This is a genomic window from Herbiconiux sp. VKM Ac-1786 (assembly GCF_015350805.1).
Taxonomy (GTDB): domain Bacteria; phylum Actinomycetota; class Actinomycetes; order Actinomycetales; family Microbacteriaceae; genus Herbiconiux.
In genome coordinates this window covers 16108-39634 of sequence record NZ_JADKSG010000003.1, presented here as the reverse complement: position 1 = coordinate 39634, position 23527 = coordinate 16108, and the positions used below count along the sequence as shown (strand labels likewise).

Here is a 23527-nt window from a genome sequence, read left to right as displayed (position 1 = left end):
CCGTTGTACTCGTCTGCAAGACGTTGCAGCTCGCGCTGGATGGCCCCTTCAACAAGTGCGGAGAACGAGGGATAACCGTTCGGAAATCCCGCCGTACGCAGCACGGCGGTCTCGGCGGTCTTCTTGACTGATCGGTGGATGGTCACTGTCACCGGTGTCTTGACGTCGGCGGCGTCTTTTGTGGCAGTTGGAGCGGTCGCGGGTGGCGACTTGACAGGCCCGCGCCCGGCCGGCTTAGCGGGCTGAGGCGCAACTGCGGACGCTTCCACCGGCGCTTCGGGCACCGTCACGGTCGGCGTTTGCACCGGCTCGACTGTGGGCACAAGTTTGATCGGACTCGCGCTTCCAGGGCGACGCCGCTGGGGCTGGCTCATGCTCGTGCTCCCGTCGGGACTAGTTCGTCGATGAATCGTGTCGCGAGTGCGTCATACAGGGCAACGGTCTTGCGTGAGTTTCGATCGTTGTAAGAGCTCAGAGATGCCGCGGCGGCATCTGCTTCCGTGAACCGCGACCATTCGGGGATGTACGCCGGATTGACCGTTACTCCCCCGTCTGGCCAGTGCACGGGGCCTTTGAGGCTCCACACCAGGTCGCCGAACTGCTCCTCGATGCCTTGAATCTGAAAGTCGTGTTCGGCTGTCGGCTTGCGACGAGTGACGACGACGCCGGCGACGCGAAGATCCGGGTTCACGAGGTCGACAGCGTGGCGCTCGACGAAGTCACGCACGCGGATCGCCGCTTCGATTGAGTCGTAGGCGGGGTCAGTCGGGATGAGGATGGTGTCGGCAGCAGCAAATGCCATCTGCACCAGGTGGCCGAGGTCTGGCCGAGTGTCAATGAGCACGACGTCGTAGTCGTCGATCCACCCGGTGAGCGCTCTTCGGAGGCGACGCACTGCACCGAGAACGGCCGCCTCGGATTCGCGATTGATGAGGTCATATCGTGATGGCAGGACATCGATTAGCTCTGACTCCGAGGTGGGTTGGCCCTCGCTATCGACCCAGCCGCACGCAAGCACTGCGGACTCCCCCGCACCGTCCTCGCCGGACTTGATGACTTCGGACATGGTTACGATCGCATTTTGCGGATCGATATCGATTCCGAGCCGTCGAGTCGTATTCGCCTGTGGGTCGAGATCGACCACTAAGACCCGCAACCCTCGTCGCGCAAGGGCCGCGGCGAGCTGCACCGTCAGGTGTGACTTTCCCACCCCGCCCTTGTTGTTCGCGATTGTCGTGATGTGCGGCATGACGCTTCCTCCAAATATTACGTTTATGGTAACGCAATAAAATGCAGCAACACAATACTTTAAAGGCTTGCAAACCAGTAGTTTATGAGAACTATTAGAAACAAATAAACTATTGCATTATCAACGACTGTGTACCGCCAGAGTCACGATGAGGTCGGGGCGGAAGCCTGACCAATGAGCCGGCCCGGCGATCACGACGGGGAGCTGCTGGTGACCAAGTGAGCGCAAGTAGGCGCACGCATCGGGGAATTGCTCGACGTCGAGGTACACGTGCTCGACCTCTTTGATTTCGAGGGTTCGTTTCGTGGCGGTGCACTGCGCGCAATCGCTTCGGCCGTAAACGGTGACCATGATCTGTTCCTCCCAGACGTTTTGAAATGCCAAAACCGGCAAGAGCATCGAGAGTGAGCGGGAGGCGCGCAGTGCCGATCTTGTCGGGCGAAATAAGCCCGTCAGGGCGCGTCCGAGAAGTTCGGAACGGAGTGGCGGGAGCGAGCTACGATGTGGCGGCCGGTCTTGGCATTGGGGCGACCGCGCAGCGGGGGAGTGGCGTTGACACGTAGGTGTCAATCAGCTCGAGCTGACGGAGTCAGCGAACCATCCAGGACCACAGCAGGCTGAGGTCGTCGACGAACTTTCCGCGATCGGCGGAGTATCGGACGGTGCGGCCATTGCGTTGGCCTTCGACATCGGCGGTGACGTAGCCGGCTTCTTCGAGATCCGTGAGCGAGACGCGCGCCGATGCGGGGCTCACTCCTGTCGCGTCCGCGATCGCGGCCACCGTCGACTTGGGGTGGTCGAGAAGGAAGCGAAGCGTCATCATGCGAGAGCTGCCGGAAATCGAGCGATACGCAACCTCGGCTCGCTCGGGCATGTCGGTCGGGTCTCGACGGCTCGGCATGGCTCCATTGTGCCCCGGGGCCCGGCGGACCGCTGTGCGGCCTGAAAGGTCGGGCTTGACGTCGTTCATGAGAGCGGCTCTCTTACCTTGTAATTGAAATGCAAGCTAAGGAATTCAGGTCTAATGTCCCAAGGTAGGCATAACCTAGTCAGAAGTCACCACTTCGGGGGGTAGGTAAGCATGAGCGATCTGAGTTACATCGGCTCAATCCCGCGCTTTGGTGATGTGCGGGCGGGAGTCAGGAAGCGTCTAGCTGATGGTCGGGCAACGCGTCGTGAGTCGCAAGATTCGACGTTCGGTAGGTCAGCCTTTCCGGTTGGCTACAACTTTCATGCACACGAAATGAGACTGGGAGTCCCAAAGATGAGTTCAGAACCTGTCGCTGAGTCGCGTACATCCCACTTCTCGGGGGCCTACCAGGCCGCCGGCTACGTCGAGGACTCGGCGCCGCCCGCGGGCCTGCGGGCCGTCGGCGGGGGAGTGGCAACCGAGATCGCTCCTGCCTCACTGCCGGCCGAGGTGGTGACGGCAGTGGAGGTGAACGAGGAGCCCGGGCGAGCTGTCGGTGCGCACGCCGCACCGATCACGGATGCGGAGTTTCAGGCGGAGCTCGCGCCCGAACCATTGGATGATCTGGCTGTCATCAGCACGATCGAGAAGGCGCCCACGGCCACCCAAGGATGGCGCGGCCTGATGAGCCGGCTTGGTTTGAAGATGGAGCCGGGCGAGGCAGAGAAGCAGCAGCTCCAGGCGGCCGCGCAGCTCGGGCAGTGGGAGACGGTGATTCGGCAGTTCGTCGGCACCGAGGCGGTCGGTGTGCTCGTCGCGAATCCGAAGGGCTCGAGCGGCAAGACTCCCACGTCGATTGTGCTCGGCGGGTTGCTCGCCACGATCCGAGGCGGGTCGGTCGCCGTCCTCGAAGTCTCTGACGACCGCGGAACGCTTTCGTTCCGCGCCGAGGGCAACCCGTCGCGAGGCGTGGCCGAGCTGGTGCGGGATGCGGAAGGCATCCGCAGCGCCGGCCAGCTCGCCGGCTACACCGCCCCGCAAACCAGTTACGCCTCGATCATCGGTTCCGTCGGGAACCGTGCCCCGCTGACCCACGACGACGTCGTCTCGGCCGCGAGGGTCATTGATGAGTTCTACGCCATCCGGGTCATGGACTCCGGGAACCAGCCGACCAGTTCCGCATTCTCCGGTGCTATCGAAACGACGGATGCTCTTGTCGTGCCGGTGCTGAACTCGGCCGACGTCGTGCTCGAGGCCGTCGCGATGCTTGACCGGTTGCGGTCGGAGAGCCCGAAGGGCGCGCAGCTCGCGAACACGGCGATCATCGTGCGGCTGGTCGACGGGCGCCCGGAGAACCCGCAGCTCGTGGCGCGACTCGACAACATCATCGACCGCGCCGGCGTCGGGGGAGTGTTCACCATCCCCTACGACCCCCACATCGCCGAACGCGGCCAGATCACCCTGAGCAAGGTATCCCCGGCCACCCGGGCCGCATTCACCGCGGCCGCGGCCGCCGTCGTCCACACCATCCAGAAGAACACCAAATAGGCCAGAAGGAGACAATCATGAGCCTCACGACCCGCGTGCTGGCGATCGACAACCCGATCGACGGCATCATCCCGGACTTCGCCATCTTCGGCGCCGAGTTCACCGCCCTCTGGCAGAAGCTCCTCGCTGGCCTCTGGGGCCTCGCGATCGTTGCCGCGATCGTGTTCCTGATCGTCAACGTTGCGTCGATGGCGACCGCTTCCGCCGGCAACAACCCGATGGAGTACAAGACCAGCCGCACCCGCGCACTCGTGTCCGGAATCTCCCTCGGCATCCTCGCCGCTCTCGCAGTCATCGTGGGGGCGATCCTGGCCGTCTTCGGGAGCTGATCCATGCGAACCGAAGCACGACCACCGCGCCGCATCTGGCCCTGGTTCCTCGCCGGCGCCGCCGTGATCGCGGCCGCGGTCGTCGTGCTCGTGATCGCCCTCCGGCCGGCACCGACCAACCAGGTCGACGCCGCACCCGTGCCGACCCCCACGCCGAGCACCACGGTCGTGACAGACCAGGAACCGACAGGATGCCTCGGCGGGCCGGAGCGCGACGCGGCGATGCTGCTCGCGGCACAGGCGTCAGCCCCGCACACGACTAATGGGGCAGTCGAGGTGGCCGCATCGATGGTTCGGTGGACATTCCGGTATCCGGGGCCGAGCGCGGACGAAGCGAACCAGGTGTCGGATGAGGTGATTGCTTCGACCGCTGCGCCCGAGTTTGCGAACCTCGCGGCAGCCGCGGCTGCGAACCCGAACCCGTCGAGGGGAGTCGTGCCCGACGGGACGCCGTTCTATCTCTCGACTGTGCCGGGTGTCTGGCACGTCGAATCAGCCGAGCCCGACAGGGCTGAGGTGTCTGTCGGATCGGGCTATGTAATCGATGGGGAGCTGAGTCCACAACTGCGCTCGGCGTCGACGTTCGTGCTCGTGTGGCAGGACGGTGCGTGGAAGCTCGAGAGCGGATCTCTTTCGCGGACGACGCAAGACCTCTACTCGATCGGAACGACCTTCACAGGAGGTTGCTGATGGAGCCGGAATGCACGAACCCGTTCGAGTGCGCTTCAGACGGTATCGGGGACATTATCAACGGGGGCGGCCAGGTACTCGGGTTCTTCCAAGACCCGTGGGGCAAGACGTTCGAGGCGATGCGGGACGCATCGAAGAGCCTCGCCAATGACCTTCTGCCAGCGTTGACGTCGGCGACGCTGCCCGACCTGTCCGTCGACTGGTTCCTGAGTGCCTATGCGATTTCGTTTGCGACGGCGATCCTCGTGATGGTCGTCATTCTCCTCATGCAGCTCGTACGCACAGCACGCGGCCAGCAGTCGGGCCGGGCGTTGGCCGAGTCCCTGGGCCTTTACACGCCACTGTTCCTCGGCGGGGCGATGTTTGGGCCGTTGATCGGCTTGCTGCTGGTGAACTTCTTCCACTCGCTCTCGAGCGTGTTCATGAGCTGGGGCATCACCGGCAGCATCGACGACACCATCAGCGGATTCCAGACGATGCTCGACGAAGCCGACCCGGTCGGCATGGCCGGCGGGGTGCCCGTCGCCGCGATCTTGATGATTCTCATGCTCATCGGCCTGCTGCTGGTGCTGTGCATCCTGATCGTGCAGCTCGTCGCGCTGTACTTCATGGGCGTCATCGTGCCGTTGGGCATCGTGTGGATCATCGACGAGAACCACCGCCGATTCGGAATGCGCGTCATCGGCCTCTGGGTCGGCATCCTCGCCGCCCACCCGCTGCTGTTCCTGCTGCTGGGGGTCGCGTTCCAGATGATGGGTTCGAGCGTGAACACCTTCGGCAACAACGCCTCCCTGCAGTCCCTTGTTGGTCTCATCGTCGCCGTGATTGCGCTGTTCATCGCCGCGTTCTCTCCGCTGCTGTTGAAGAGCTTCGCGCCCGTGATCCCGTTGGGCACTGGCGGCAGCAACGGTGCCGGGAAAGACCCCGGCTCGTGGGGCTCGGACAAGCTCACCTCCGTCACTGAGAAGCAGCACCCCGAAGCCACGCAACAGGCGAGCCCGACGAGCGAGTCACAGGCAGCACCCGGGGTTATGGATGAGGTACCCGTCTCGAGCGCCGGTGGCGGAGGGCTCGGCGCGGCGGCCGCCCAGCGAGCCAGCATCGGAGTCGCAGGAGCTGGCGGCGGCGCCGCTGGAGGAGCTGGCGCGGGTGTGGCCGGGGCAGGTGAAGGCATCGCCGCGGGAACTGCTGCAGCCGGCGCCGGGGAGTCCGCCACGGGCGTCGGCGCCGTGATCGGTGTCCCGACGCTGGTGGCTGCAGGGGCGATGGCGGCGGGAGCGAAGGTCGGGGAGAAGGCGATCGAGTACACCGACGCGGCCGCGCAACAGGCGGTGGACACGATGGATGACGAAGGAGCCGGCCAGTGACCACGGAACAACTCCACAGCGATGCCGCCCGCCACATCGGCGGCGAGAGCGGGCACCGCTCGTTCTTCGGCGGAACCGTCTCCAAAACCCGCATCGTGGGCCTCCTCGGCGCGTTCCTCGCCATGCTCGTCCTCACACCCATCCTCGGCATCTGGGGCCTCGCGCTCGGGCTCGGCGTGGGCCTGGTGGTGTTCTTCCTGACCCAGCGCACGCACCGCGGGTCGATCCTCGACCGGCGCACCCGCCGGGCACGGTGGCGGGCTCGGGTGAACACCGGAACCGACGCATTCGAGCCCTTCGACGTCGCCGAGTGGGATCAGCGCGAACAAGCCGCAGCACAGGCCCGCGGCCGCACCGAGAAGTGGGAGGCCGCCCGGCAGCTCACGATCATGCGAAGCCACCCGGACGGCGCCGACGGCATGGGCTGGCTGCAATGCGGCCACAACGAACCCGGCATCGCCTGGCACGCCCCACTCGGCGAGCAGCCGTACCTGTCGGTCACGTTTACCGCGACCGGGCAGGTATCCGGGTCAGAGTCGTCCGCGAAGCTCCGCCGCGCGGCTGAGGCGTTCGGTCTGTTCCTGGCGTCTCGGGCAACGCCAATGAACCTGGTCAGTGACGTGCAGATGACTACGCGGGTGTTGCCGGCGGATTCGGCGATGCAGGAGTTCTGGGTGCTCAGCTCCCTCGACCCGGACGCACCCGCCGAGGCCGTGCGCTCCTACGAGAACGTGCTGCGCCTCAACAGCGAAGACGCGATGGTGCAGCGGCACTTCTTCACCGTCTCTTGGCCGATCACGACCGCCTTCCATGACGCGGCCGCGAAGTACGGCGAGGGCCGCGACGGCTGGCGCGGGTTGATGCGGCAGGAGATCGCCTCGACGCTCCGCGGCCTCACCGAGGCCCGCGTCGGCCACGTCGACGTGCTCACCGCACGCCGCCTGGCCGCGGTGATACTGCACCAGCAGAACCCATCCCGACCTATCGACCTCGTGAAAGGTGTCGACCCGGCCCGTCTCGGTGTCGCGTCGCACGATGAGTTCTCCGCGCAGATCGTCGACGGCGTCGATCCGATCATGGGCACCCCAGTGCAGTGGTGGCACCGTACGGCCGCGATCCGGTCGGAGAACATGGCAATGGGCGCCCGCGGCCAGCTCTGGGCGCTCGACCTGCTCACCGGGTCCGACATCCGATTCATCCGAACTCTCTCGTTCCACTTGCACCTGGTGCCCAAGGGCGAGGCGAAGGCCGCGACAGCGAAGGACGTCACTCGCGACCGCGCCGACCGGCTCGACGATGCCCAGAAGGGCCGCGTCGAGAACGACGAAACCGGAGCCAACCTGTCCGCAGCTCGCCGGCGGGCGCTCGATCTCGCCCACGGGTCGCCTCACCACGGCGGCGCCTGGGTCGGCTACGTGACGATCTCCGAACGGGACCGGGACGCACTCATGCGCGCCTCCCGCGCGCTCGAGGAGACATGCGCGACCGGGCTCGGAATCGAGCGGCTGGAGTGGCAGGACTCCTACCAGGCGGCCGCATCCGGCACGACCTGGCCGATCGGCCGCGGCCTCACCCCGGGCCGGTCATCGTTCGGGTCCAGGTTCATCAACGCCCTCGCGGGCAAGAGCGAGAGGGAGGCGCTGTGAGCGCACACGCCGCAGACACCGACAAGCACCGGAAAGCCGAAAGCAAAGAGGCCGCGAAGGCGTGGCACACGATGCCGGTGCTGCGCGCATTCGCACCGCCCGTCGAGACGGCTGCTCAGGTCGACGAAGCCACCGGCGAGGCGCGCGAGATCGTGCCCTGGACGATGCCCGGGACGCGGCTCCGCACCAAGCTCAGCGCGGCCCGCCGCGGTCTTTACGCGCCCGCGCTGCCGGGCGCCCCGACGTCGACCCGGCAGGCTGAAATCCTCAACACGGCGATCATCGGCGCACCGACCGGCACCAACGGGGTGGTGATCGGCCGTGACGTGCTCTCGCGCACGATGATCGCCCACGACCCCGTCACCGCCTACAACGCATCCCCCCGGCTTGTCTCGAGCCCCAACGTCGTCGTGATCGGCGACGTCGGCTCCGGCAAATCGTCCCTGACGAAGACCGTCTATGTCATCCGGCCGCTGCTGCTGAACAAGCGGCGGGCGTGCACGTTCGACAAGAAAGATCGCGGGGGAGAGGGCGAATACGGCGAGCTGGCACGGGCATATGGGCACGAGCCGATCAAGTTCGCCGTCGACGGCTCCGGCACCCGCCTCAACCTCCTCGACCCCATGATCAGCCGCGGCACCGGCATGGTCGGCCAGATGCAGCTGCTCAACGTCGTCGCCCGCCTCGCCCGCGAAGATCAGGCGCTCAACGAATGGGAGGAAGAAGCCCTCCGGGCCGCCCTCCGCCGCACGGTCGCCGAGCACCAAGAGGGCCGCACGCCGACACTGGCGGATGTCCTGCCGAACCTCTCCCGGGTCGCCGACATGGACGACTACGCGGGTCTGTCACCGCAGGCGATCGATGCCTTGCACCAGGCCGGGCTGTCGGTACGGTTCACGCTCAACACGCTGCTGCAGGACTACGGCGGGCTCCTCGACGGCGAGACGTCGAAGAACGTTGACCTTCGGGGCAAGCTGACCGTGTTCGACATCTCGCAGCTCCCGGACCAGGGGCCGGCGGTGCCGGCCGTGATGGCGATCGGTCACATGTGGCTCCTCGGCCGCCTCCGCGAAGATCGCGGTTGGGCGACGAACTGCATCTACGAAGAGGGCTGGCACATCGCCGCCGGCCCCTCCGCCCAGCTCGCCCGCTCGAACCAGAAACTCTCCCGCGGGCTCGGCCTGTCGAACGTGTTCGTGTTCCACAAAGGCACCGACATCCCGCCCGGTTCGCCCGGCATGGCGATGATCCAGGAAGCCCAAACCGTTCACGTGCACCGGCAGACGCTCCGTGAAGACGCGCTCTGGGCGGCGCGCACGTTCGCGTTCGGGACCGACACCGCGCAGCAGATCGAGCGCCTCGCAGACGGGCACCACATCTTCAAATACGCCTCCCGGCCGGAGACGTTGGTGCAGCACATCCGGTCGCCGTGGGAGACGCAGATCACCGACACTGACGAAGCATTCAAAGCCGCAGCCGGCATCCAGGGATAACCAGATGGGCTGGAAACTACCGGTGATCGCCGCCGCCACCGTCGTCGCCCTCACGACCACCGCGGTGCTGTTCGGCATGGCACCCGACGCCCGCGCCGGATGCGGCAGCGGGGTCGTCGATACCGGCGCCGCCGGCAGCCAATCCATCGCCGGGTTCTCCGGAGAACAGCTCGAGAACGCAGCGCAGATCATGAACGCGGCCGCCGAGCTCCAACTCCCCACACAGGCGCAAACGATCGGGGTGATGACCGCGATCGGAGAATCAACTCTCCGGAACCTCGACCACGGCGACAACGCCATCAACCCCGACGGGACCATCGCCGACTCCGTCGGGCTGTTCCAGCAGCAAGAACGCGGCTACGGGCCACTCGCCGATCGGATGGACCCGTTCAAGGCCGCGACCGCGTTCTTCACCCGCCTCATGGGGGTGCCCGGGTGGGAAACGATGGAGCCGACCTTGGCGGCGAACGCCGTGCAGATCAACCTCGATCCGTACTACTACACGCCCTTCTACGCCCCCGCGACCGAGATCGTACACGGACTGATCTCCACCGGAGGCGCGGGAGCCTGCGCCATCGGTGGTGACGCAAAACAGCTCGCGCAGCAGCTCGTCGACGCGGCCGACCAAGGTCGGCTCATCGGCTCCACCCCCGACCACATCAAAGAAATTCGGTGGATCGCCCAAGGCCAGAACGTGCCCGACTGCGGTGTCGACGTCCGCATCCTCCAAGTACTCGTCCTTGCCCTCCAGGTCTTCGACCAGGTCGGCGTCTCCGACATCAACCGCAAATGCACCGGCCAAATCGAAGGCGCCGGGACCGCGTCATCGCACTACTTCGACGGTGGCGGCCTCGCCGTCGACTTCTACAGGCTCAACGGGCAATCACTCACCGGCGCCGACGGGAACTCCATCCGCCTCATCACCGCCCTCGACCCCGTCATGCCCGACGGCGCCCGAGTGGGTCAAATCTTGTGTCGCTCGGAGGCCGGAACGACGATCGGCACCACTCACTTCACGCAGTTCGACGACACCTGCAACCACCTCCACATCGATGTCGGATTCACCGACGGCACCCTCACCGCCGGTTGACACCTAGGCGTCAACCAATCTCGAGCAGAAAGAAGCCCCCGTGATCTCCAGCCCCTGGCCCGGCATCCTCACCAGCCTGCTCACCTACCTCGTGCTCGCAGCCATCCTGATCCTCGCACTCCACTGGGTCATCCGATCCGCCGTGCAGAGCGCACTCCGCCGGCACCAGCTCTGGCTCGAAGCACGCGACCGAGACAACCGCCGCGGACCAACCGGCGCGATCGGGAACGACCCCACCAACTAGCCATGCCGTCGAGGGCAAGCGCATCGCGCGCGGCAGCTCTTGGAGAGAACGAGACGTCTCGACGTCAGAGCTGCAGCAGGCGTCGCAGCGCCTCAACTGCGGATTCCGGTGTTGTGAATTCGCCTAGCGCAAACCCTCGAGCTGTCTCGCGGCTGTCGTCCGCGTGGCTCAGGCGATAACTACCCGCCTCCCGCTCGACCCGCCACGGCGTCTCCACCAGGGCGCCATCGAGCTCCTGAACGACCCAGTAATGGTCATCCTCGATGCCACGGGCAATGTAGAGCACACCCCGAGAATACGGCGCCGAACCGACAGTCCTGCAGGCCTCTGGCGTATCTACTCCTACGCGGAGCGGCGTTCGATGAGGATGGTGTCTCGCCACTTGTCTGCCCACGGGCCGTAGGTCATCAAGGCGACGCGTTCGCGGGTGCCGATGCGGCGAAAGCCATCCCGCTCGTGAAGGGCGAGGCTCGCAGTGTTCTCGGGGAAGATTGGTTGCTGAAGTCGAAAAGTACGTAGACGCCGGACTGAAACACCTTGTATTCCACGCACCCTGACAGGACCAGCGACGATTCCTCGAGCTCTTCGAAAAAGACCTCGCACCGCGGCTCCGCGAGTTGGCGTGAGCGCTCGCAAGGGTGACCTCCGGAACGAAAACGGGCGCCGTGGAATGGGCCGTCATCAGCACAATGAGAGGACAGTAGAACGCAAGGCCGATTGGCAAGAGATACGATCGTTCGTGGAACGTTCCCAGCAAGTACTTTTGTGCGTCGGACACGACAGGGGTTGGTGTGGCAAGGACAAAAGCGCCGACGATTATCGATGTCGCTCGGGAAGCGGGGGTGTCGAAGTCTGCGGTTTCTCGGGCTCTACTGGGACAGGATGATGTGAGTCCTGAGACCGTGGATCGAGTGCGCGCCGTTGCTGGCCGCCTGGGCTACGTACCAAACGCCATGGCGAGAGGTTTGGTATCGCAGCGAACGAACACTCTTGGCGTGGTCTTACGAGACACCACGATTCAGTTTTACGGATACTTACAAGCCGCAATGCAGCGGCGCGCCGGCCAACTCGGGTATGAGTTGGTTACGGTCACGGGAGTGGATGAGTTAACCGCTGAGGATGCTCAAAATGCCCTACGTTCTCTCATCGCTCTCCGTGTGGATGGTCTCATCGTCTGTTCTGCACAGCTCCCCGGCGAAGATCTCGTAGGCTACGTCGACCGGGTCCCCATCGTTGTCGCTGGCAGGGCGGAATACGCAGAAGGCATGGTCAGTGTCCACTGCGACGAGGACGATGGTGGTTCACGAATTGCCGAATATGTTGCGCGTTTGGGACATCACACAGTTGCTGTCCTACTGGTCTCGGAGGCCGATTCGGCCAGCCAGAATGCTCGCGGCAACGCGATGATTCGAACGCTTCGAGACCAGCAGGTGAGCGTTCGAGTAATCGAGCTTGATTCATACCGAGGGCCCGTGGGCTCGGCAGTCGTAACCGCTTTGGCTGACCCCGATATCACCGCGTTGATGTGCCCGACAGATGTTGCGATGGTCAATGTTCTTGAAGAACTGCGCGTGCGTCAGATCCCCGTCCCGGAACAATTGTCAGTCACCGGCTACGACGCCTTCGGCTACCTAGCCGCGCCGTTATTCGGGTTTACCAGCTTCCACCAACCAATTGAGGAGATTGGTGCTGCAGCGGTGGATCGTCTCGTGGAATGGATTGAGAAGGGGGCGCCCTCCGAAATGAGGACGGCGATTCCTGGTGTCGTGGTGCCCGGCCGCACCGCAGCTCCTCCGAGAATCCGCGCCAACCGGTAGCTCCAAGGTTTCACCCCGAAGTCGCGCGGACGGGAGGTGACCGGCCGATGTCCGCCGGGTGAACCCTCTCTGGTACTCGCCGATTTATCTTGCCAACGCTTCGAAGGCGTGTGTAGCATGATGCTCATAACCGGGAACGTTCCCGCCAAGCTGGAAAGCGAGATCAAGACATGGAAGAAGGACTCCTTTTTCCTGTTTTGAGACTCGTCAGGCCATCGATGGGCCCACGGTAAATCAGCCCTCGGTTATGTCTTTGCCCCGCGTCCTGCGGGCGAGGACCAACTCACACAGTTGATCAAAGGAGATCTCAATGATCTTGCACAAGCGCGCCCGACGCTCCATCCTGGCTGTCGTGGCCGGCACGGCTCTCGTAGCCGGTATTGCCGCCTGCAGCTCTGACACGTCTGGCTCATCCAGCACTGATGGCGCCGCTACCCTGAGCCTCGCGATCTGGGACCCCGCCCAGAAGGCGGGTGTGCAGAAGGCGGTTGATGGCTTCGAAGCCGAGAACCCAGATATCAAGGTCAACCTTGAGCAGCTGCCGGAGGACCAGTACTACACCAAGCTCGATGCGTCGCTCGGCGCCGGCGAGGGGCCCGACGTGATGTGGCAGAGCTCCAAAGCCCCGGTCTACATCGAAGGTGGCGCCATCGAGCCGCTTGACGAGTACATCGAGAAGGACGGCGTCTCCCTTGACGCATATCCGAAGAAGCTCGTCGATCTCTACAACATCGACGGCAAGCAATACGGCATGCCGAAGGACCAGGATGTGTGGAGCGTCGTCTACAACACGGATGTGTTCAACAAGCTCGGTGTGACGGACCTCCCCACAACCGACTGGACGTGGGACGACATGGTTCGAATTGCCGGCGAGGTCAAGGAGAAGCAGACTGCTCCCACCGACTACCCGATGTTCTACACCTACACATTCAACAATGGCGTCGCCAGCATCATTCACCAGCTTGGCGGCACCGTCGTTGAGGATCAGAAGGGCACCGTTTCATCCCCGGAGGCTACCGAAGCGCTCGAGAAGATCAAGAGCCTGCAAGACGACGGATTGATTCCGGCCGTCGCTGACTCCACCGACTTCAACGCCGCGTCCTCGCTCACGTCGGGCACGATCGCTATGGCGAAGATCCCTTCGTATCAGCTCTCGCTTCTGTCGAAGGCTGACCTGCCCGCCGGCACCTTGCACGTCGTTCCCCAGCCCGCGATCAACGATTCGCACGCAACGGACACCAACGGCCTTTCCTACGTCATGAACGCCAACTCCAAGCAGAAGGATGCTGCTTGGAAGCTCATCAAGTTCCTGACCTCGGACGAAGGCGCCAAACTTCACGTCGAAGGCGGGGCAAGCCCCGCCGCCAACGTGGCGCCCGACGTACAGGCGGCGTACTACGAAGCGAACAGCTCCCTCGAGGGGCTTGAGGACGCCTTCAAGCCGATGATGAGCGAGAGCTACCTCCGCACCACGACGCAGTTCCCTCCCACCCGCGCCAACTTCCCCCAGATCGAAAGCGCCGTCGGCGACTACTACGCCGGAAACATTTCCGCCGAAGACGTCGAAGCGAAGATCGACACTCTCCTGACGGACTCGTTCAAGTGACGCAAACCACTACCATCTCGCGCCCCGAGGGCGCCAAGCTGAGCCGGCGTCGGTCCTCCCGACGCCGGCTCGGCCGGCGGGATGCACGAACAGCCATTCTGTTCCTGCTTCCGCTGGTGATCGGACTACTCGTGTTCCGCTTCTACGGATTCGGATACAACGTCTGGCTCTCACTAAACGACGCGGGCGCCTTCGGCCCCCCAAAGTTTGCGGGCCTCGACAACTACGCTCGTCTTTTCGCCGACGACCAGCTCGGCGTCGCGCTGGCAAATACATTCAAGTTCGCACTGTTCATCGTGCCGGGGGTGGTGATCGTCGCTCTCCTGTGCGCCGTCCTTATGCAGCAGAAGGTGCGGGGTTCATCCGCATTCCGCGCGATCGTGTTTCTTCCCGCTGTTGCCCTACCCACCGCTGCAATCTTGCTGTTCGGTTGGATCTTCCAGACCCAGTACGGCATCCTCAACGCGACCATACGTGGCCTCGGAGGCTCACCGGTCAGCTGGTTCGGCAGCGCCACTGGAGTCACCGTCGTGGTCACCGTTATCGTCGTCTTTCTGTCCTTCAGCGTTCCGACGATCATTCTCTACGCAGGGATTCAGGACATCCCCTCGGACGTATACGAAGCGGCGTCGATCGATGGTGCCGGGCCGATCCGACGATTCTTCTCAATCACGCTTCCGCTCCTGAGCCCGTCGCTGTTCTTCGTAATTTTGACGACGACCATCAGCACGCTGAAGCTCTTCGATGTTGTCTACATTCTGCTTCCACCGGAGCTTCCTGCGTCCGCCAAGTTCGGCCTCACGGCCGTCTACTACTACTACCAACTGGCGTTCCTTAACACCGGCGACAGAGGGTACGCATCCGCGGTTTCGATGGTGCTCTTCGTCCTCATCCTCGCGGTATCGGTCATCATGTTCCGGCTTCAGCGCCGCTTCGTGCACTATGGAGAGGACGGCTGATGCTCGTTCACAATCGCCCCCGCTGGTGGGTATACGTTCTGATTATCGTGGTGGGAGCGGTCATCCTGGCCCCGTTTGCGTGGATGATCTCGACTGCGCTGATGACCACAGGTCAGACTTTGAAGGTCCCGCCGAACCCGATTCCAGCTCCCGCAACTCTGGATGGCGTCGGAGAAGTCTTCACCCGTATCCCGTTCTTCACGCTGCTCTGGAACACCGTTCTGGCATCGGCTGGCCGAGTAGCCGGGACGCTGGTGGTTGCCACGCTCGCGGCCTACGCCCTCGCGATCATCAAAGTCCGCGGCTCTCGAGTCATCCTGGTCGTCATCTTGACCTTGATCATGGTGCCCGGCGACATCTTCATCATCCCGAACTACGCGATCATTTCCTCGCTGAAACTCACCGACACAATCGTCGCGCTGATTCTGCCGTCAATCTTCGATGTCTTCGCAGTCTTTTTGATGTACCAGTTCTTCCGTGGCATCCCCCGCGAGTTGGTCGAGGCGGCTCGCATGGACGGATCTTCCCACCTGCGAATCCTGATGACGATCGTCGTTCCGATTGCTCGAAGCGGAATCATCACCGTCGCACTGCTCACCGTGCTCTCAGAGTGGAAAGAACTTCTCTGGCCGATCGTCGTCAACCGATCCGTCGACAAACTGACGCTCGGCCCTGGATTGGCATTGCTTCGAGGCGCCTACACCACGGACTGGAACGTTCTTATGTCGGCAGGCGTTCTAGCGGCGCTTCCCATGGTGGTCATCTTCCTCATCCTCCAGAAACGGTTCATCGCGAGCGTGGCGCGGAGCGGTCTCAAATAGCCCTCGCGGCATCGTCCTAAACAGGGACCAGAAAGGAACTGCAATGGTTCAGTCCACAGCACTCGAACTCTTGGACATCGCACGTGCCGTCGCCCGCGAGGCGGGGGCGCTCGCCGCCACAATGCGAAGCGCGGGAATTAGTGTCGCATCAACCAAGTCAAGCCAGCTCGACATCGTGACGCAGGCAGATACCGCGGTCGAGACCCTGATCCGCGAACGACTCCTGGAGGCACGGCCGGGCGATGCCATCCTCGGGGAAGAAGGTGGCGAGATCGGCGCCGGCAGCGAGATCACATGGATCGTTGACCCAATCGACGGAACGGTCAACTACCTCTACGGCTCCACCTACTATGCCGTCTCCATCGCAGCAACCATTAGCGACGAACAAGGTGACCGGACTTCGATCGCCGGCTGTGTTTTTGCACCAGCCCTTGCTCTGGAATACACCGCCGCAGTGGGGGAGCCGGCCCGATTGAATGGCGACGTCTTGCAGGTCAACACGGGAGTGCCCCTTGACAAGGCGTTGGTGTCCACCGGAATCCCGTATGACCTGTCCAAGCGCCCTCGGGTGCTGCAGGACGTAACAACGCTCATGCCGTTGATTCGTGACTTTCGTTTGGTTGGCGCCGCAGCATTAGAAATCTGTGGCGTGGCCGAAGGCCGTACGGACGGTCACTTCCAACGCGGACTCCCCATTTGGGACTATGCCGCAGCAACGCTGATTGCGCGGCAAGCTGGCGCCCAAATCAGGATCACTCAGACGGATAGCGCGTCCGCGGAACTGCTTATTGTCGCCAGCCCAGAGCTCGCCGACGAACTTCACCCGCACCTGGTCTAACCGCCACGAGCAAGACCCAACCTCATCACACAAGCACAAAGGAAAATCCAGATGTCAGATGCTCGCCAGTTCGTTTTCTGTGGCCACAGAGGAACCATGGCCACAGCTCCTGAAAACACATTGTCGTCGTTCGCGGAAGCAGAGCGAGTCGGTGTCGACGAGATCGAGCTCGACGTCAAAGTGACTCGCGACGGTGAACTCGTCATCCTCCATGACAGGACGGTCGATCGAACTGCAGCTGTATCGACTCCTTTCCTGCACACCCCGATCGAGACGATGACGTTCGATGAACTCCGAACCGTGGATCTCGGCGGCGGAGAGCAGATCCCCACCTTCGAAGAGACTCTCGACGCGACGTCCGTGTTGCTCCAGGTCGAGATCAAAGCGCCGAATGCGGCAAGGCCGCTGGCCCAATTCCTCCAGAGCCGCCCAGAGAGCGATCAGGCGCGTTGCCTTGTGACGAGCTTTGACCCCCTTTCTCTGGCTGACTTCACCGATGAGTGGTCGGGCGCCCCCCGCGGCACGGGCCTCCACGTTCCAGAATTGGACACTAACTGGCGTGAGCAGGCACAGAGGATCGGAGTCTCTACGATCCTGATCCCGCTCTCCATCGTGACCCGTCCGCTCGTTGACGAGCTTCACGACGCTGGTTACCTAGTTGCCGCGTCACTGATTGAGGGGCCCGGCGATGTTCGGCGAGTCCTCGAGATGGACGTCGATAGTTCCGCCTCCAACGCTCCCGAATATGCGCGCCGCCTGCTTGAGGAGAGTGCGGAATTCACGGCGCGATTCCCGGACTTCGCTCGAATCGGCGCTCTACTGGCATCTCATTCCAGCTGATGGGTTGGCCCTACCCTCGTAGTCACGCACGTGAAAATGAGGGCAGGGCCACTCAGAAGGACCCGATGATGTTAAACCTCTCCAACGATCAGCTCACTGTTGACGTACTCGATCCAAAACACCATCAGGACCTGTTGGGAACGCGGTACTGCAGCGGCGGATACATCTACCAGGTATCCGACCCACTGATCGGGCCTTTGATGTCTGGTCCCACGTACCCCGAAACGTTCAACCCATTCGATGGACAGGGCATCCCTGACTCTTTCAGCTTGGCGCCCCTTGTCAGCGGGACCCCCCTGAAATCACTCATCGTTGGGGTCGGGCTCTGCGAACCAGATCGGCGCACAGTCCTGGAACGCTGCAAATGGCACATCGAACGCCACGACTCTTTCATCACCTTCTCCACTCGTCAAAGCCTCGAGGGGTGGGCTCTCGACCTCAAACGTCGCGTTTCACTGAATGGAAGGACTGTTCGTTCGGAGACGTCCCTGAAGAACATCGGCAGCGATCGATTCTCGTTCGTCTGGTTCCCGCACCCCTTCTACCCGCAACTCCCCACGGGGTTGGACGCGCTGGTCAAAATCAATATCCCAGTCGGCATGCCAGCCAACGACGGTTTCGCTCTCTCCTCTGATGGATTCATCCATCGCTCACGGTGGCCATGGATAGGGGCCCACTACCAGGCGCTTGACCTTGAACGAAGCGACAGCCTTGTGCTCATCCAACGGCACCCGAGCCTTGGGCTAGTCACTGCTACCGCTAGTTATGCACCGACGTATTTCCCGATCTGGGGCAACGACCGAACCTTCTCGTGGGAACCGATGATCGAGAGGACGCTGGCACCCGGTCAGTCTGCGCGCTGGCACATCGACTTCGATTTCTAGCCTGTGGTGACAGCTGCTGCGGCCGCGCGGATCGAACATTTCAGAATTGATCGCAGTGTTTTCGGGTCGGCCGTGAGTAAGGCGCGCCGACCGCCTTGTGCGCTGAAACCACGTGTGATCATCTCGTCGAGAAGATGGCCGATTACAGCTTCCTGGTGCACCCCCCGGCGCTTCTGCTGGGTCTCGTGCAGCAGCACCGGGATCGACAGACTCTCGGTGAAAACCCATGCGGCCGATTGATCGACAACGAACACGATGCCAGCTCGGTGGTTCAGAAGTAGCGCGACTGCATCTTCGATGGCCCGGTCCGGGTAGAGCCACTCGAGGGCGACTCGGTCTGTTATTACAACGTCTGACGCAGCAATGATTGTCAGGATCGCTTCTTTCCTGAGTGCTAGAAGATAGCGACTCAGGATTGCGACGGAACGGAGGGACTTTCCTTTGTTCGCAGCGAATAGCCCCAGAACATCGTGACTGGCGGGATAGACGCCTGCTGGAAGGCTCGTCACGTGGATGATCCCAGCCATGGGTAACCGTCGCGCAGCGAAGCGCCATACCTGTGGGCCAGGGGAGGCTTCAATGTCATTTCCCCACTCGGCCCGCGGTGTGTGGGAGATCAGGGATCGATGCACCTGCACCCCGGCGTCCGCTAACCATGACCGGAGCCTTCTTCCTCGGTTGTCCTCGCTCAGACAGGTAAGCAGACCGACCTGCTTTCCGAGCAGGGCTGCCGCTCGGGCTACCTGGGCGCCGGCGCCTCCACCCGACTCGCCGTCGCCGTGGTCGATCATCAGCGTCTCCCCGATGACCAGGACGTCGACCTTTTGGTCAATCATCGGAATCTGTTGCCCACCACCGACTTGAAGTCACCTTCGGATCCATACTGATGCGTTGCACCGCAAGTTCCAGGCCGTTGGTATCGCCGGCATCTTGAGCCGATACGCCCGCTAACACCTTTATTCGTGCGTTGTTTTTCGATGGCCGAATATCTAGAGAGCGGAGGGCATACTCGGGGCGGTCAACAGCCTGCAGAACAAGCGCACGCACGCGAGGTTCGCTCTTCTCAGTCGTTTCAACTTCGAGCATGTACTCAGTGGGGAGGTTGACCTCATCGAGAGCGTCGACCGAATCCACCTTGGTCGTTACCCTCCTACTGATGTGGCGACTCAAAGGGCGGAGCAAAGTGTTTGTCGCGATGATCGCGACCGCGCCAATGAACGCCATGACTTCCAGACCTGCACCAGCCAGAGACCCAATGGCTGCGGCACACCACAACGTAGCTGCCGTCGTCAGGCCTCGAATATTGACGCCATCCCGCAAGATGACACCGGCACCGAGGAAGCCAATTCCACTGACGATCTGTGCGGCAACCCGTGTCGGATCGGCATTGGACCCCTCGATCCCGACTGCGCCCACAATTACGAACAAAGCAGAGCCAGCTGATACAAGGGCATTAGTGCGGATGCCAGCGGTGCGTAGTCGCCACTGCCGCTCCAACCCAATTGCGGATCCGAGAGCGATCGCGATGAAAACTCGCAACGTCAGGTCGAGAACGACGAAGATGTCCATCATTCGTGAGCCTCCAACTACCGGGAACGTTCCCGTAAAATACCCAATCGTAGGCCGATGCCCTTGATGAGACAACCCTCTCGCGGGAATCGCATGAATCACTGACAACCTCCCTTCTGAATTCAATGTCCGGCTGCTCAAGAAGAACCGTCTCGGAGGCTTTCTGTGATCGCCGAGAGCAACTACCATCGCAGTAATACGGGAACGTTCCCGGCTACATGTTTGATCCGAAAGGCGACGCCTACGTATGGGCCTGCTTGACTACCTCGATCACCGGCAGTTCCCAATTGAGGAATGGGCTCTCGTCGAGTCATCTGTGAACACCGCGATCGAGGGTAGAACAGAAACGTTGTTCGCCATCGGCAATGGGTACTTCGGCATGAGGGGGGCGCCGGAGGAAGGGCGGGGTGGCCACCAGAACGGGACCTTCATCAATGGATTCCATGACACTTGGACCATTCGCCATGCTGAAGAGGCGTTTGGCTTTGCGCGCGTAGGCCAAACGATTGTCAATGTTCCCGACGCGAAGGTAATCGAGCTATACGTTGACGACGAACCGTTCGACGTCGCGACGGCGGAGATCCTTCGCTACCACCGTCGCCTGGACTTCAACGACGGTGTGCTGTCGCGGGAGATCGAATGGCGCACCAGCTCCGGCAAGCGTGTACTCGTTAGGACGCAACGGCTCGTATCGTTCACAGACCGTCATCTCGCCGTCGTTACCTACACGGTCACCATGCTCGACGCCCCCGGAACCGTCCTTCTTTCCAGCCAGATCCTCAACCGGCAAGACTGGAAAGACGAATACGCGACTGCTGCCCATGCCGAGGCGCTCCTCGAGGACCCGAGGCAGGCTGCCGCGTTCTCACGAAGAGTGCTGGAACCGCGACTCAAGCACGCAGATGGCCCAAGACAGCTGCTGGGATATCAGGCAGCCAACTCAGGCATGACGTTGGCGGTGGGAGTCGATCACGGCCTCCAGACGGAGAATGTCTGGACGGAGCGCGGTGAGATAGAGGACGACCAGGCAAAGCACCTCTTTAAGGTTCAAGCACGGGCCGGAACCCCCATCGAGCTCACAAAGACCATTACTTATCACTCGGCGAACGGTGTGCCCGTTCGAGAGCTGGCAGACCGGTGCAATCGCACCTTGGACCGAATCAACGCCCGTCCGATTCAGGACGTCTTCTCCCGGCAGAAACACTGGCTCGCTGATTTCTGGGACCGTGCCGACGTCGCGGTGGACGGCCAACCAGAAATGCAGCAAGCCATTCGTTGGAACCTTTACCAGCTAGCGCAGTCGACTGCCCGAACCGATGGGGGTGGCATCGCTGCGAAAGGCGTCTCGGGGTCCGGCTACGGCGGCCATTACTTTTGGGACACCGAAATATACGTGCTGCCGTTCCTTACATACACGTCGCCACACGTTGCGCGTAATGCGCTCCGTTTCCGACAGAACATGCTGCCCGCCGCCCGAGAACGCGCTGCGGAACTCAACCAGCGCGGAGCCCTGTTCCCCTGGCGCACCATTAGCGGTCTTGAGTCGTCGGCCTACTATGCAGCCGGGACGGCGCAGTACCACATCGACGCCGACATCTCGCACGCGCTGATGCAGTACGTTTCCGCCACCGGCGACATCGACTTTCTCAATCGCGGGGCCATCGACATTCTGATAGAAACAGCACGCATGTGGGCCGACCTCGGGTTTTGGCGGCGCCCAGGTGCTGGGCCGCAGACATTCCATATCCATGGAGTAACAGGCCCCGACGAATACACAACCGTCGTCAACGACAACCTCTACACGAACGTTATGGCGCGCGCGAACCTACAAGCAGCAGTGCGGCAGGTCCGCCGACTGCGGGAGGAGTGTCCAGAGGCTTATGCCTCGATGGTTCAGCGGGTAGACCTCGACGATGATGAGATTCAGGAGTGGGAGGCGGCGGCGGAGGCGATGCATATTCCCTTCGACGAAGACCTTGGCATCCACCCACAGGACGCGCAATTCCTGGAGAAGGAGTTGTGGGACCTTGAGAACACGCCGGCCTCAAAGCGTCCCCTGCTACTGCACTTTCATCCCCTGGTGATTTACCGCTTCCAGGTAATCAAGCAAGCCGACGTCGTGCTGGCCATGTTTCTGCGAGGCAGCGAATTTTCTGCCGAACAAAAGCGCGCCAACTTCGAATATTACGATGCACTCACCACGGGAGATTCGACGCTATCGGCTTCGACCCAAAGCATTATTGCGGCAGAGGTCGGGTACCGAGACCTCGCCCTTGACTACTTCCGCGCGGCTCTATTTGTTGATCTCGGAGACCTACATCACAACACCGCTGACGGGGTTCATGTGGCATCAACTGGCGGGGTGTGGAGCGCGCTGGTCTTCGGATTCGGGGGGATGCGCGACCACGCAGGATCGCTTTCGTTCGATCCCCGCCTACCGGAGGGATGGGAATCGTTGACTTTTCGAATCACGACGAGAGGGAGCCGGATGCGCGTGCAAATCCGCCAAGGGTCGGTCTCATTCGCTCTCGAGGACGGGGCGGAAGTGAAGCTCAGAGTCCGAGCTGAGGCGATCACCGTTTATCCAGGGATGCCTGCAGAGGTCTCCCTGCAGGACGACAGACCTGACTTGCAAGGCGCGCCCACGACAAGTGACATCGAAGGCACTCACCGGGGAGACGGGTCAGTCATCACCGCGTCGATACCCACCATCACCTTGCACGAGGACCAGATTCAGCACGCTAACTAACGGGTGTTGAGGGAAAGGGGTAAGCAGATGTCCAACATCGTCGTGATCGGTGAGACCTTGATCGATGTTGCCGTGACGGGGGCGAATTCATCAGAGACGCCCGCCTCTGGGCCGGTGGATGTTGCTTTGCATCTCGCACAACTTGGACATCAAGTCATCCTTCGGACCGCCCTCGCGGCTGATGCTCGTGGTGATTTCGCCAGGAGTCAGATGATTCAAGCTGGAGTGAAAATTGTCGTCACAGACATACCCAGAACCAGCACTACGACCGCGAACGCTGATCAAGTCGAACATGATCTCACCTGGGCACTGGACGATGCCCCACTTGTGAGCAGCGATGCTGTCCATACGGGGTCAATCGCTGCCTGGCTTCCCCCCGGAACCTGGCGGGTCGAGGCCCTGCTGGAGCGCGCCCGACCCGGGTCGATCATCTCTCTCGAGGCCGGCATCAGGCCCATGCTTATTCGGAACGCGTCTGATGCAAGACAACGCATAAGACGGATCACCCGGCTGGCCGATATCGTCAAATTAACTGATGAAGAGCTTGGATGGCTATGGCCTGACCTCTCTGAAAAGCAGGTAGTCACCACACTCCTCGAGCAGGGGGCAGCGGTAGTTATTGTTACCCTGCCTACCGGCTGGAGGACCTACACGAAGAACCACCTGATCGAATCCGCAGTTCCGCTCCCCTCAGACTCAACCTCGCTTGGCAAGTCCGACCCGGCCATGGGATGGCTTCTCAACTCTGTGGCTGAGCATGGCTTATTGAATGGGGACATGCGGACCCAACTTCAGCAGATGAATGAAAGTGCCCTTCAATCAATATTTCAATCGATCAACTATGTGCGCAACGCCACTGCTAGCTTGGCGCCGTGACA

The 23527-nt window shown here is 62.3% G+C and carries 23 protein-coding genes and 2 pseudogenes; 18 read left to right on the top strand and 7 right to left on the bottom strand.

The genetic code is table 11. From position 1 onward, the window contains the following. Positions 1–370: 370 nt before the first annotated feature. The 3 genes from ITJ64_RS18640 to ITJ64_RS18630 all read right to left on the bottom strand — a co-directional run bounded on the left by ITJ64_RS18640 (position 371) and on the right by ITJ64_RS18630 (position 2219). A complete protein-coding gene (locus ITJ64_RS18640; protein WP_194682280.1) occupies positions 371–1249 on the bottom strand; it encodes a ParA family protein in 879 nt (292 codons plus the stop codon). Positions 1250–1369: 120 nt separating this feature from the next. After that, positions 1370–1600 carry a glutaredoxin domain-containing protein gene (locus tag ITJ64_RS18635; RefSeq protein WP_228509318.1) on the bottom strand — a complete coding sequence of 77 codons (231 nt, stop codon included), beginning with the start codon at positions 1598–1600 and terminating at the stop codon, positions 1370–1372. Positions 1601–1838: 238 nt separating this feature from the next. Continuing rightward, positions 1839–2219 (bottom strand): winged helix-turn-helix domain-containing protein, encoded by a 381-nt coding sequence (locus ITJ64_RS18630; protein ID WP_194682279.1) that lies wholly within the window; start codon positions 2217–2219, stop codon positions 1839–1841. A 411-nt stretch (positions 2220–2630) separates the two neighbouring features. Here ITJ64_RS18630 and ITJ64_RS18625 point away from each other — a divergent pair, with 411 nt between their 5' ends. The 8 genes from ITJ64_RS18625 to ITJ64_RS18590 are packed head-to-tail and all read left to right on the top strand — an operon-like array spanning position 2631 to position 10566. Next, complete coding sequence (locus ITJ64_RS18625) at positions 2631–3707, top strand: hypothetical protein (RefSeq protein ID WP_194682278.1); 1077 nt, start codon at positions 2631–2633, stop codon at positions 3705–3707. 17 nt (positions 3708–3724) lie between these two features. Beyond that, positions 3725–4036 carry a hypothetical protein gene (locus ITJ64_RS18620; protein ID WP_228509316.1) on the top strand — a complete coding sequence of 104 codons (312 nt, stop codon included), beginning with the start codon at positions 3725–3727 and terminating at the stop codon, positions 4034–4036. 3 nt (positions 4037–4039) lie between these two features. Continuing rightward, positions 4040–4726 (top strand): hypothetical protein, encoded by a 687-nt coding sequence (locus ITJ64_RS18615; RefSeq protein ID WP_194682277.1) that lies wholly within the window; start codon positions 4040–4042, stop codon positions 4724–4726. Next, complete coding sequence (locus tag ITJ64_RS18610; RefSeq protein ID WP_194682276.1) at positions 4726–6093, top strand: hypothetical protein; 1368 nt, start codon at positions 4726–4728, stop codon at positions 6091–6093. The genes ITJ64_RS18615 and ITJ64_RS18610 overlap by 1 nt, the downstream gene beginning before the upstream one ends. Further along, complete coding sequence (locus ITJ64_RS18605; RefSeq protein ID WP_194682275.1) at positions 6090–7739, top strand: hypothetical protein; 1650 nt, start codon at positions 6090–6092, stop codon at positions 7737–7739. The genes ITJ64_RS18610 and ITJ64_RS18605 overlap by 4 nt, the downstream gene beginning before the upstream one ends. After that, positions 7736–9232, top strand: coding sequence for an ATP/GTP-binding protein (locus ITJ64_RS18600; protein WP_194682274.1), 1497 nt, complete (start codon positions 7736–7738; stop codon positions 9230–9232). Before ITJ64_RS18605 ends, ITJ64_RS18600 begins: the two co-directional genes overlap by 4 nt. Before the next feature lie 22 nt (positions 9233–9254). Beyond that, positions 9255–10322, top strand: coding sequence for a hypothetical protein (locus ITJ64_RS18595; protein ID WP_194682273.1), 1068 nt, complete (start codon positions 9255–9257; stop codon positions 10320–10322). Positions 10323–10362: 40 nt separating this feature from the next. Continuing rightward, a complete protein-coding gene (locus ITJ64_RS18590) occupies positions 10363–10566 on the top strand; it encodes a hypothetical protein (RefSeq protein ID WP_194682272.1) in 204 nt (67 codons plus the stop codon). Between the two features lie 64 nt (positions 10567–10630). Here the strand turns inward: ITJ64_RS18590 and ITJ64_RS18585 are convergent, their stop codons facing one another. After that, on the bottom strand, positions 10631–10852 hold the full coding sequence (locus ITJ64_RS18585; protein WP_194682271.1) for a hypothetical protein: 222 nt from the start codon (positions 10850–10852) through the stop codon (positions 10631–10633). A 56-nt stretch (positions 10853–10908) separates the two neighbouring features. After that, a pseudogene (locus tag ITJ64_RS19060) lies at positions 10909–11070 on the bottom strand (N-acetyltransferase family protein); the annotation flags it as partial. Positions 11071–11357: 287 nt separating this feature from the next. Here ITJ64_RS19060 and ITJ64_RS19435 point away from each other — a divergent pair. The 8 genes and pseudogenes from ITJ64_RS19435 to ITJ64_RS18545 form a co-directional block, all read left to right on the top strand. Next, positions 11358–11504, top strand: a pseudogene (locus tag ITJ64_RS19435) (LacI family DNA-binding transcriptional regulator); the annotation flags it as partial. Between the two features lie 57 nt (positions 11505–11561). Next, the gene (locus ITJ64_RS18575) at positions 11562–12383 is read left to right on the top strand and encodes a LacI family DNA-binding transcriptional regulator (protein WP_370545281.1); all 822 of its coding nucleotides are present in this window, start codon (positions 11562–11564) and stop codon (positions 12381–12383) included. A 310-nt stretch (positions 12384–12693) separates the two neighbouring features. Beyond that, positions 12694–13989, top strand: a complete 1296-nt coding sequence (locus tag ITJ64_RS18570; protein WP_194682269.1) for an ABC transporter substrate-binding protein — start codon at positions 12694–12696, stop codon at positions 13987–13989. After that, on the top strand, positions 13986–14948 hold the full coding sequence (locus tag ITJ64_RS18565) for a carbohydrate ABC transporter permease (RefSeq protein ID WP_194682268.1): 963 nt from the start codon (positions 13986–13988) through the stop codon (positions 14946–14948). The genes ITJ64_RS18570 and ITJ64_RS18565 overlap by 4 nt, the downstream gene beginning before the upstream one ends. Continuing rightward, positions 14948–15769: a carbohydrate ABC transporter permease gene (locus tag ITJ64_RS18560; protein WP_194682267.1), complete on the top strand. Its 822-nt coding sequence runs from the start codon at positions 14948–14950 to the stop codon at positions 15767–15769. Before ITJ64_RS18565 ends, ITJ64_RS18560 begins: the two co-directional genes overlap by 1 nt. Before the next feature lie 43 nt (positions 15770–15812). Then, positions 15813–16607 carry an inositol monophosphatase family protein gene (locus tag ITJ64_RS18555; protein WP_194682266.1) on the top strand — a complete coding sequence of 265 codons (795 nt, stop codon included), beginning with the start codon at positions 15813–15815 and terminating at the stop codon, positions 16605–16607. Between the two features lie 96 nt (positions 16608–16703). After that, positions 16704–17447: a glycerophosphodiester phosphodiesterase family protein gene (locus tag ITJ64_RS18550; protein WP_194682265.1), complete on the top strand. Its 744-nt coding sequence runs from the start codon at positions 16704–16706 to the stop codon at positions 17445–17447. A gap of 65 nt (positions 17448–17512) precedes the next feature. Continuing rightward, positions 17513–18331 carry a hypothetical protein gene (locus ITJ64_RS18545; RefSeq protein WP_194682264.1) on the top strand — a complete coding sequence of 273 codons (819 nt, stop codon included), beginning with the start codon at positions 17513–17515 and terminating at the stop codon, positions 18329–18331. Here the strand turns inward: ITJ64_RS18545 and ITJ64_RS18540 are convergent. Further along, positions 18328–19167 carry a PfkB family carbohydrate kinase gene (locus ITJ64_RS18540; RefSeq protein ID WP_194682263.1) on the bottom strand — a complete coding sequence of 280 codons (840 nt, stop codon included), beginning with the start codon at positions 19165–19167 and terminating at the stop codon, positions 18328–18330. The genes ITJ64_RS18545 and ITJ64_RS18540 overlap by 4 nt on opposite strands. After that, positions 19160–19903 carry an MgtC/SapB family protein gene (locus ITJ64_RS18535; protein ID WP_228509312.1) on the bottom strand — a complete coding sequence of 248 codons (744 nt, stop codon included), beginning with the start codon at positions 19901–19903 and terminating at the stop codon, positions 19160–19162. The genes ITJ64_RS18540 and ITJ64_RS18535 overlap by 8 nt, the downstream gene beginning before the upstream one ends. Before the next feature lie 244 nt (positions 19904–20147). Here ITJ64_RS18535 and ITJ64_RS18530 point away from each other — a divergent pair, with 244 nt between their 5' ends. Continuing rightward, on the top strand, positions 20148–22649 hold the full coding sequence (locus ITJ64_RS18530) for a glycoside hydrolase family 65 protein (RefSeq protein ID WP_194682262.1): 2502 nt from the start codon (positions 20148–20150) through the stop codon (positions 22647–22649). Between the two features lie 27 nt (positions 22650–22676). Then, positions 22677–23525, top strand: a complete 849-nt coding sequence (locus ITJ64_RS18525; protein WP_194682261.1) for a PfkB family carbohydrate kinase — start codon at positions 22677–22679, stop codon at positions 23523–23525. Positions 23526–23527 lie beyond the last annotated feature (2 nt).

What these genes read in the sequence shown, in the direction of transcription:
- ITJ64_RS18640 (WP_194682280.1), bottom strand. Translation starts at nt 1,249, where the DNA reads ATGCCGCACATCACGACAATCGCGAACAACAAGGGCGGGGTGGGAAAG.
- ITJ64_RS18635 (WP_228509318.1), bottom strand. Translation starts at nt 1,600, where the DNA reads ATGGTCACCGTTTACGGCCGAAGCGATTGCGCGCAGTGCACCGCCACG.
- ITJ64_RS18630 (WP_194682279.1), bottom strand. Translation starts at nt 2,219, where the DNA reads ATGAACGACGTCAAGCCCGACCTTTCAGGCCGCACAGCGGTCCGCCGG.
- ITJ64_RS18620 (WP_228509316.1), top strand. Translation starts at nt 3,725, where the DNA reads ATGAGCCTCACGACCCGCGTGCTGGCGATCGACAACCCGATCGACGGC.
- ITJ64_RS18615 (WP_194682277.1), top strand. Translation starts at nt 4,040, where the DNA reads ATGCGAACCGAAGCACGACCACCGCGCCGCATCTGGCCCTGGTTCCTC.
- ITJ64_RS18610 (WP_194682276.1), top strand. Translation starts at nt 4,726, where the DNA reads ATGGAGCCGGAATGCACGAACCCGTTCGAGTGCGCTTCAGACGGTATC.
- ITJ64_RS18570 (WP_194682269.1), top strand. Translation starts at nt 12,694, where the DNA reads ATGATCTTGCACAAGCGCGCCCGACGCTCCATCCTGGCTGTCGTGGCC.
- ITJ64_RS18560 (WP_194682267.1), top strand. Translation starts at nt 14,948, where the DNA reads ATGCTCGTTCACAATCGCCCCCGCTGGTGGGTATACGTTCTGATTATC.
- ITJ64_RS18555 (WP_194682266.1), top strand. Translation starts at nt 15,813, where the DNA reads ATGGTTCAGTCCACAGCACTCGAACTCTTGGACATCGCACGTGCCGTC.
- ITJ64_RS18550 (WP_194682265.1), top strand. Translation starts at nt 16,704, where the DNA reads ATGGCCACAGCTCCTGAAAACACATTGTCGTCGTTCGCGGAAGCAGAG.
- ITJ64_RS18545 (WP_194682264.1), top strand. Translation starts at nt 17,513, where the DNA reads ATGATGTTAAACCTCTCCAACGATCAGCTCACTGTTGACGTACTCGAT.
- ITJ64_RS18540 (WP_194682263.1), bottom strand. Translation starts at nt 19,167, where the DNA reads ATGATTGACCAAAAGGTCGACGTCCTGGTCATCGGGGAGACGCTGATG.
- ITJ64_RS18535 (WP_228509312.1), bottom strand. Translation starts at nt 19,903, where the DNA reads ATGATGGACATCTTCGTCGTTCTCGACCTGACGTTGCGAGTTTTCATC.
- ITJ64_RS18530 (WP_194682262.1), top strand. Translation starts at nt 20,148, where the DNA reads ATGGGCCTGCTTGACTACCTCGATCACCGGCAGTTCCCAATTGAGGAA.
- ITJ64_RS18525 (WP_194682261.1), top strand. Translation starts at nt 22,677, where the DNA reads ATGTCCAACATCGTCGTGATCGGTGAGACCTTGATCGATGTTGCCGTG.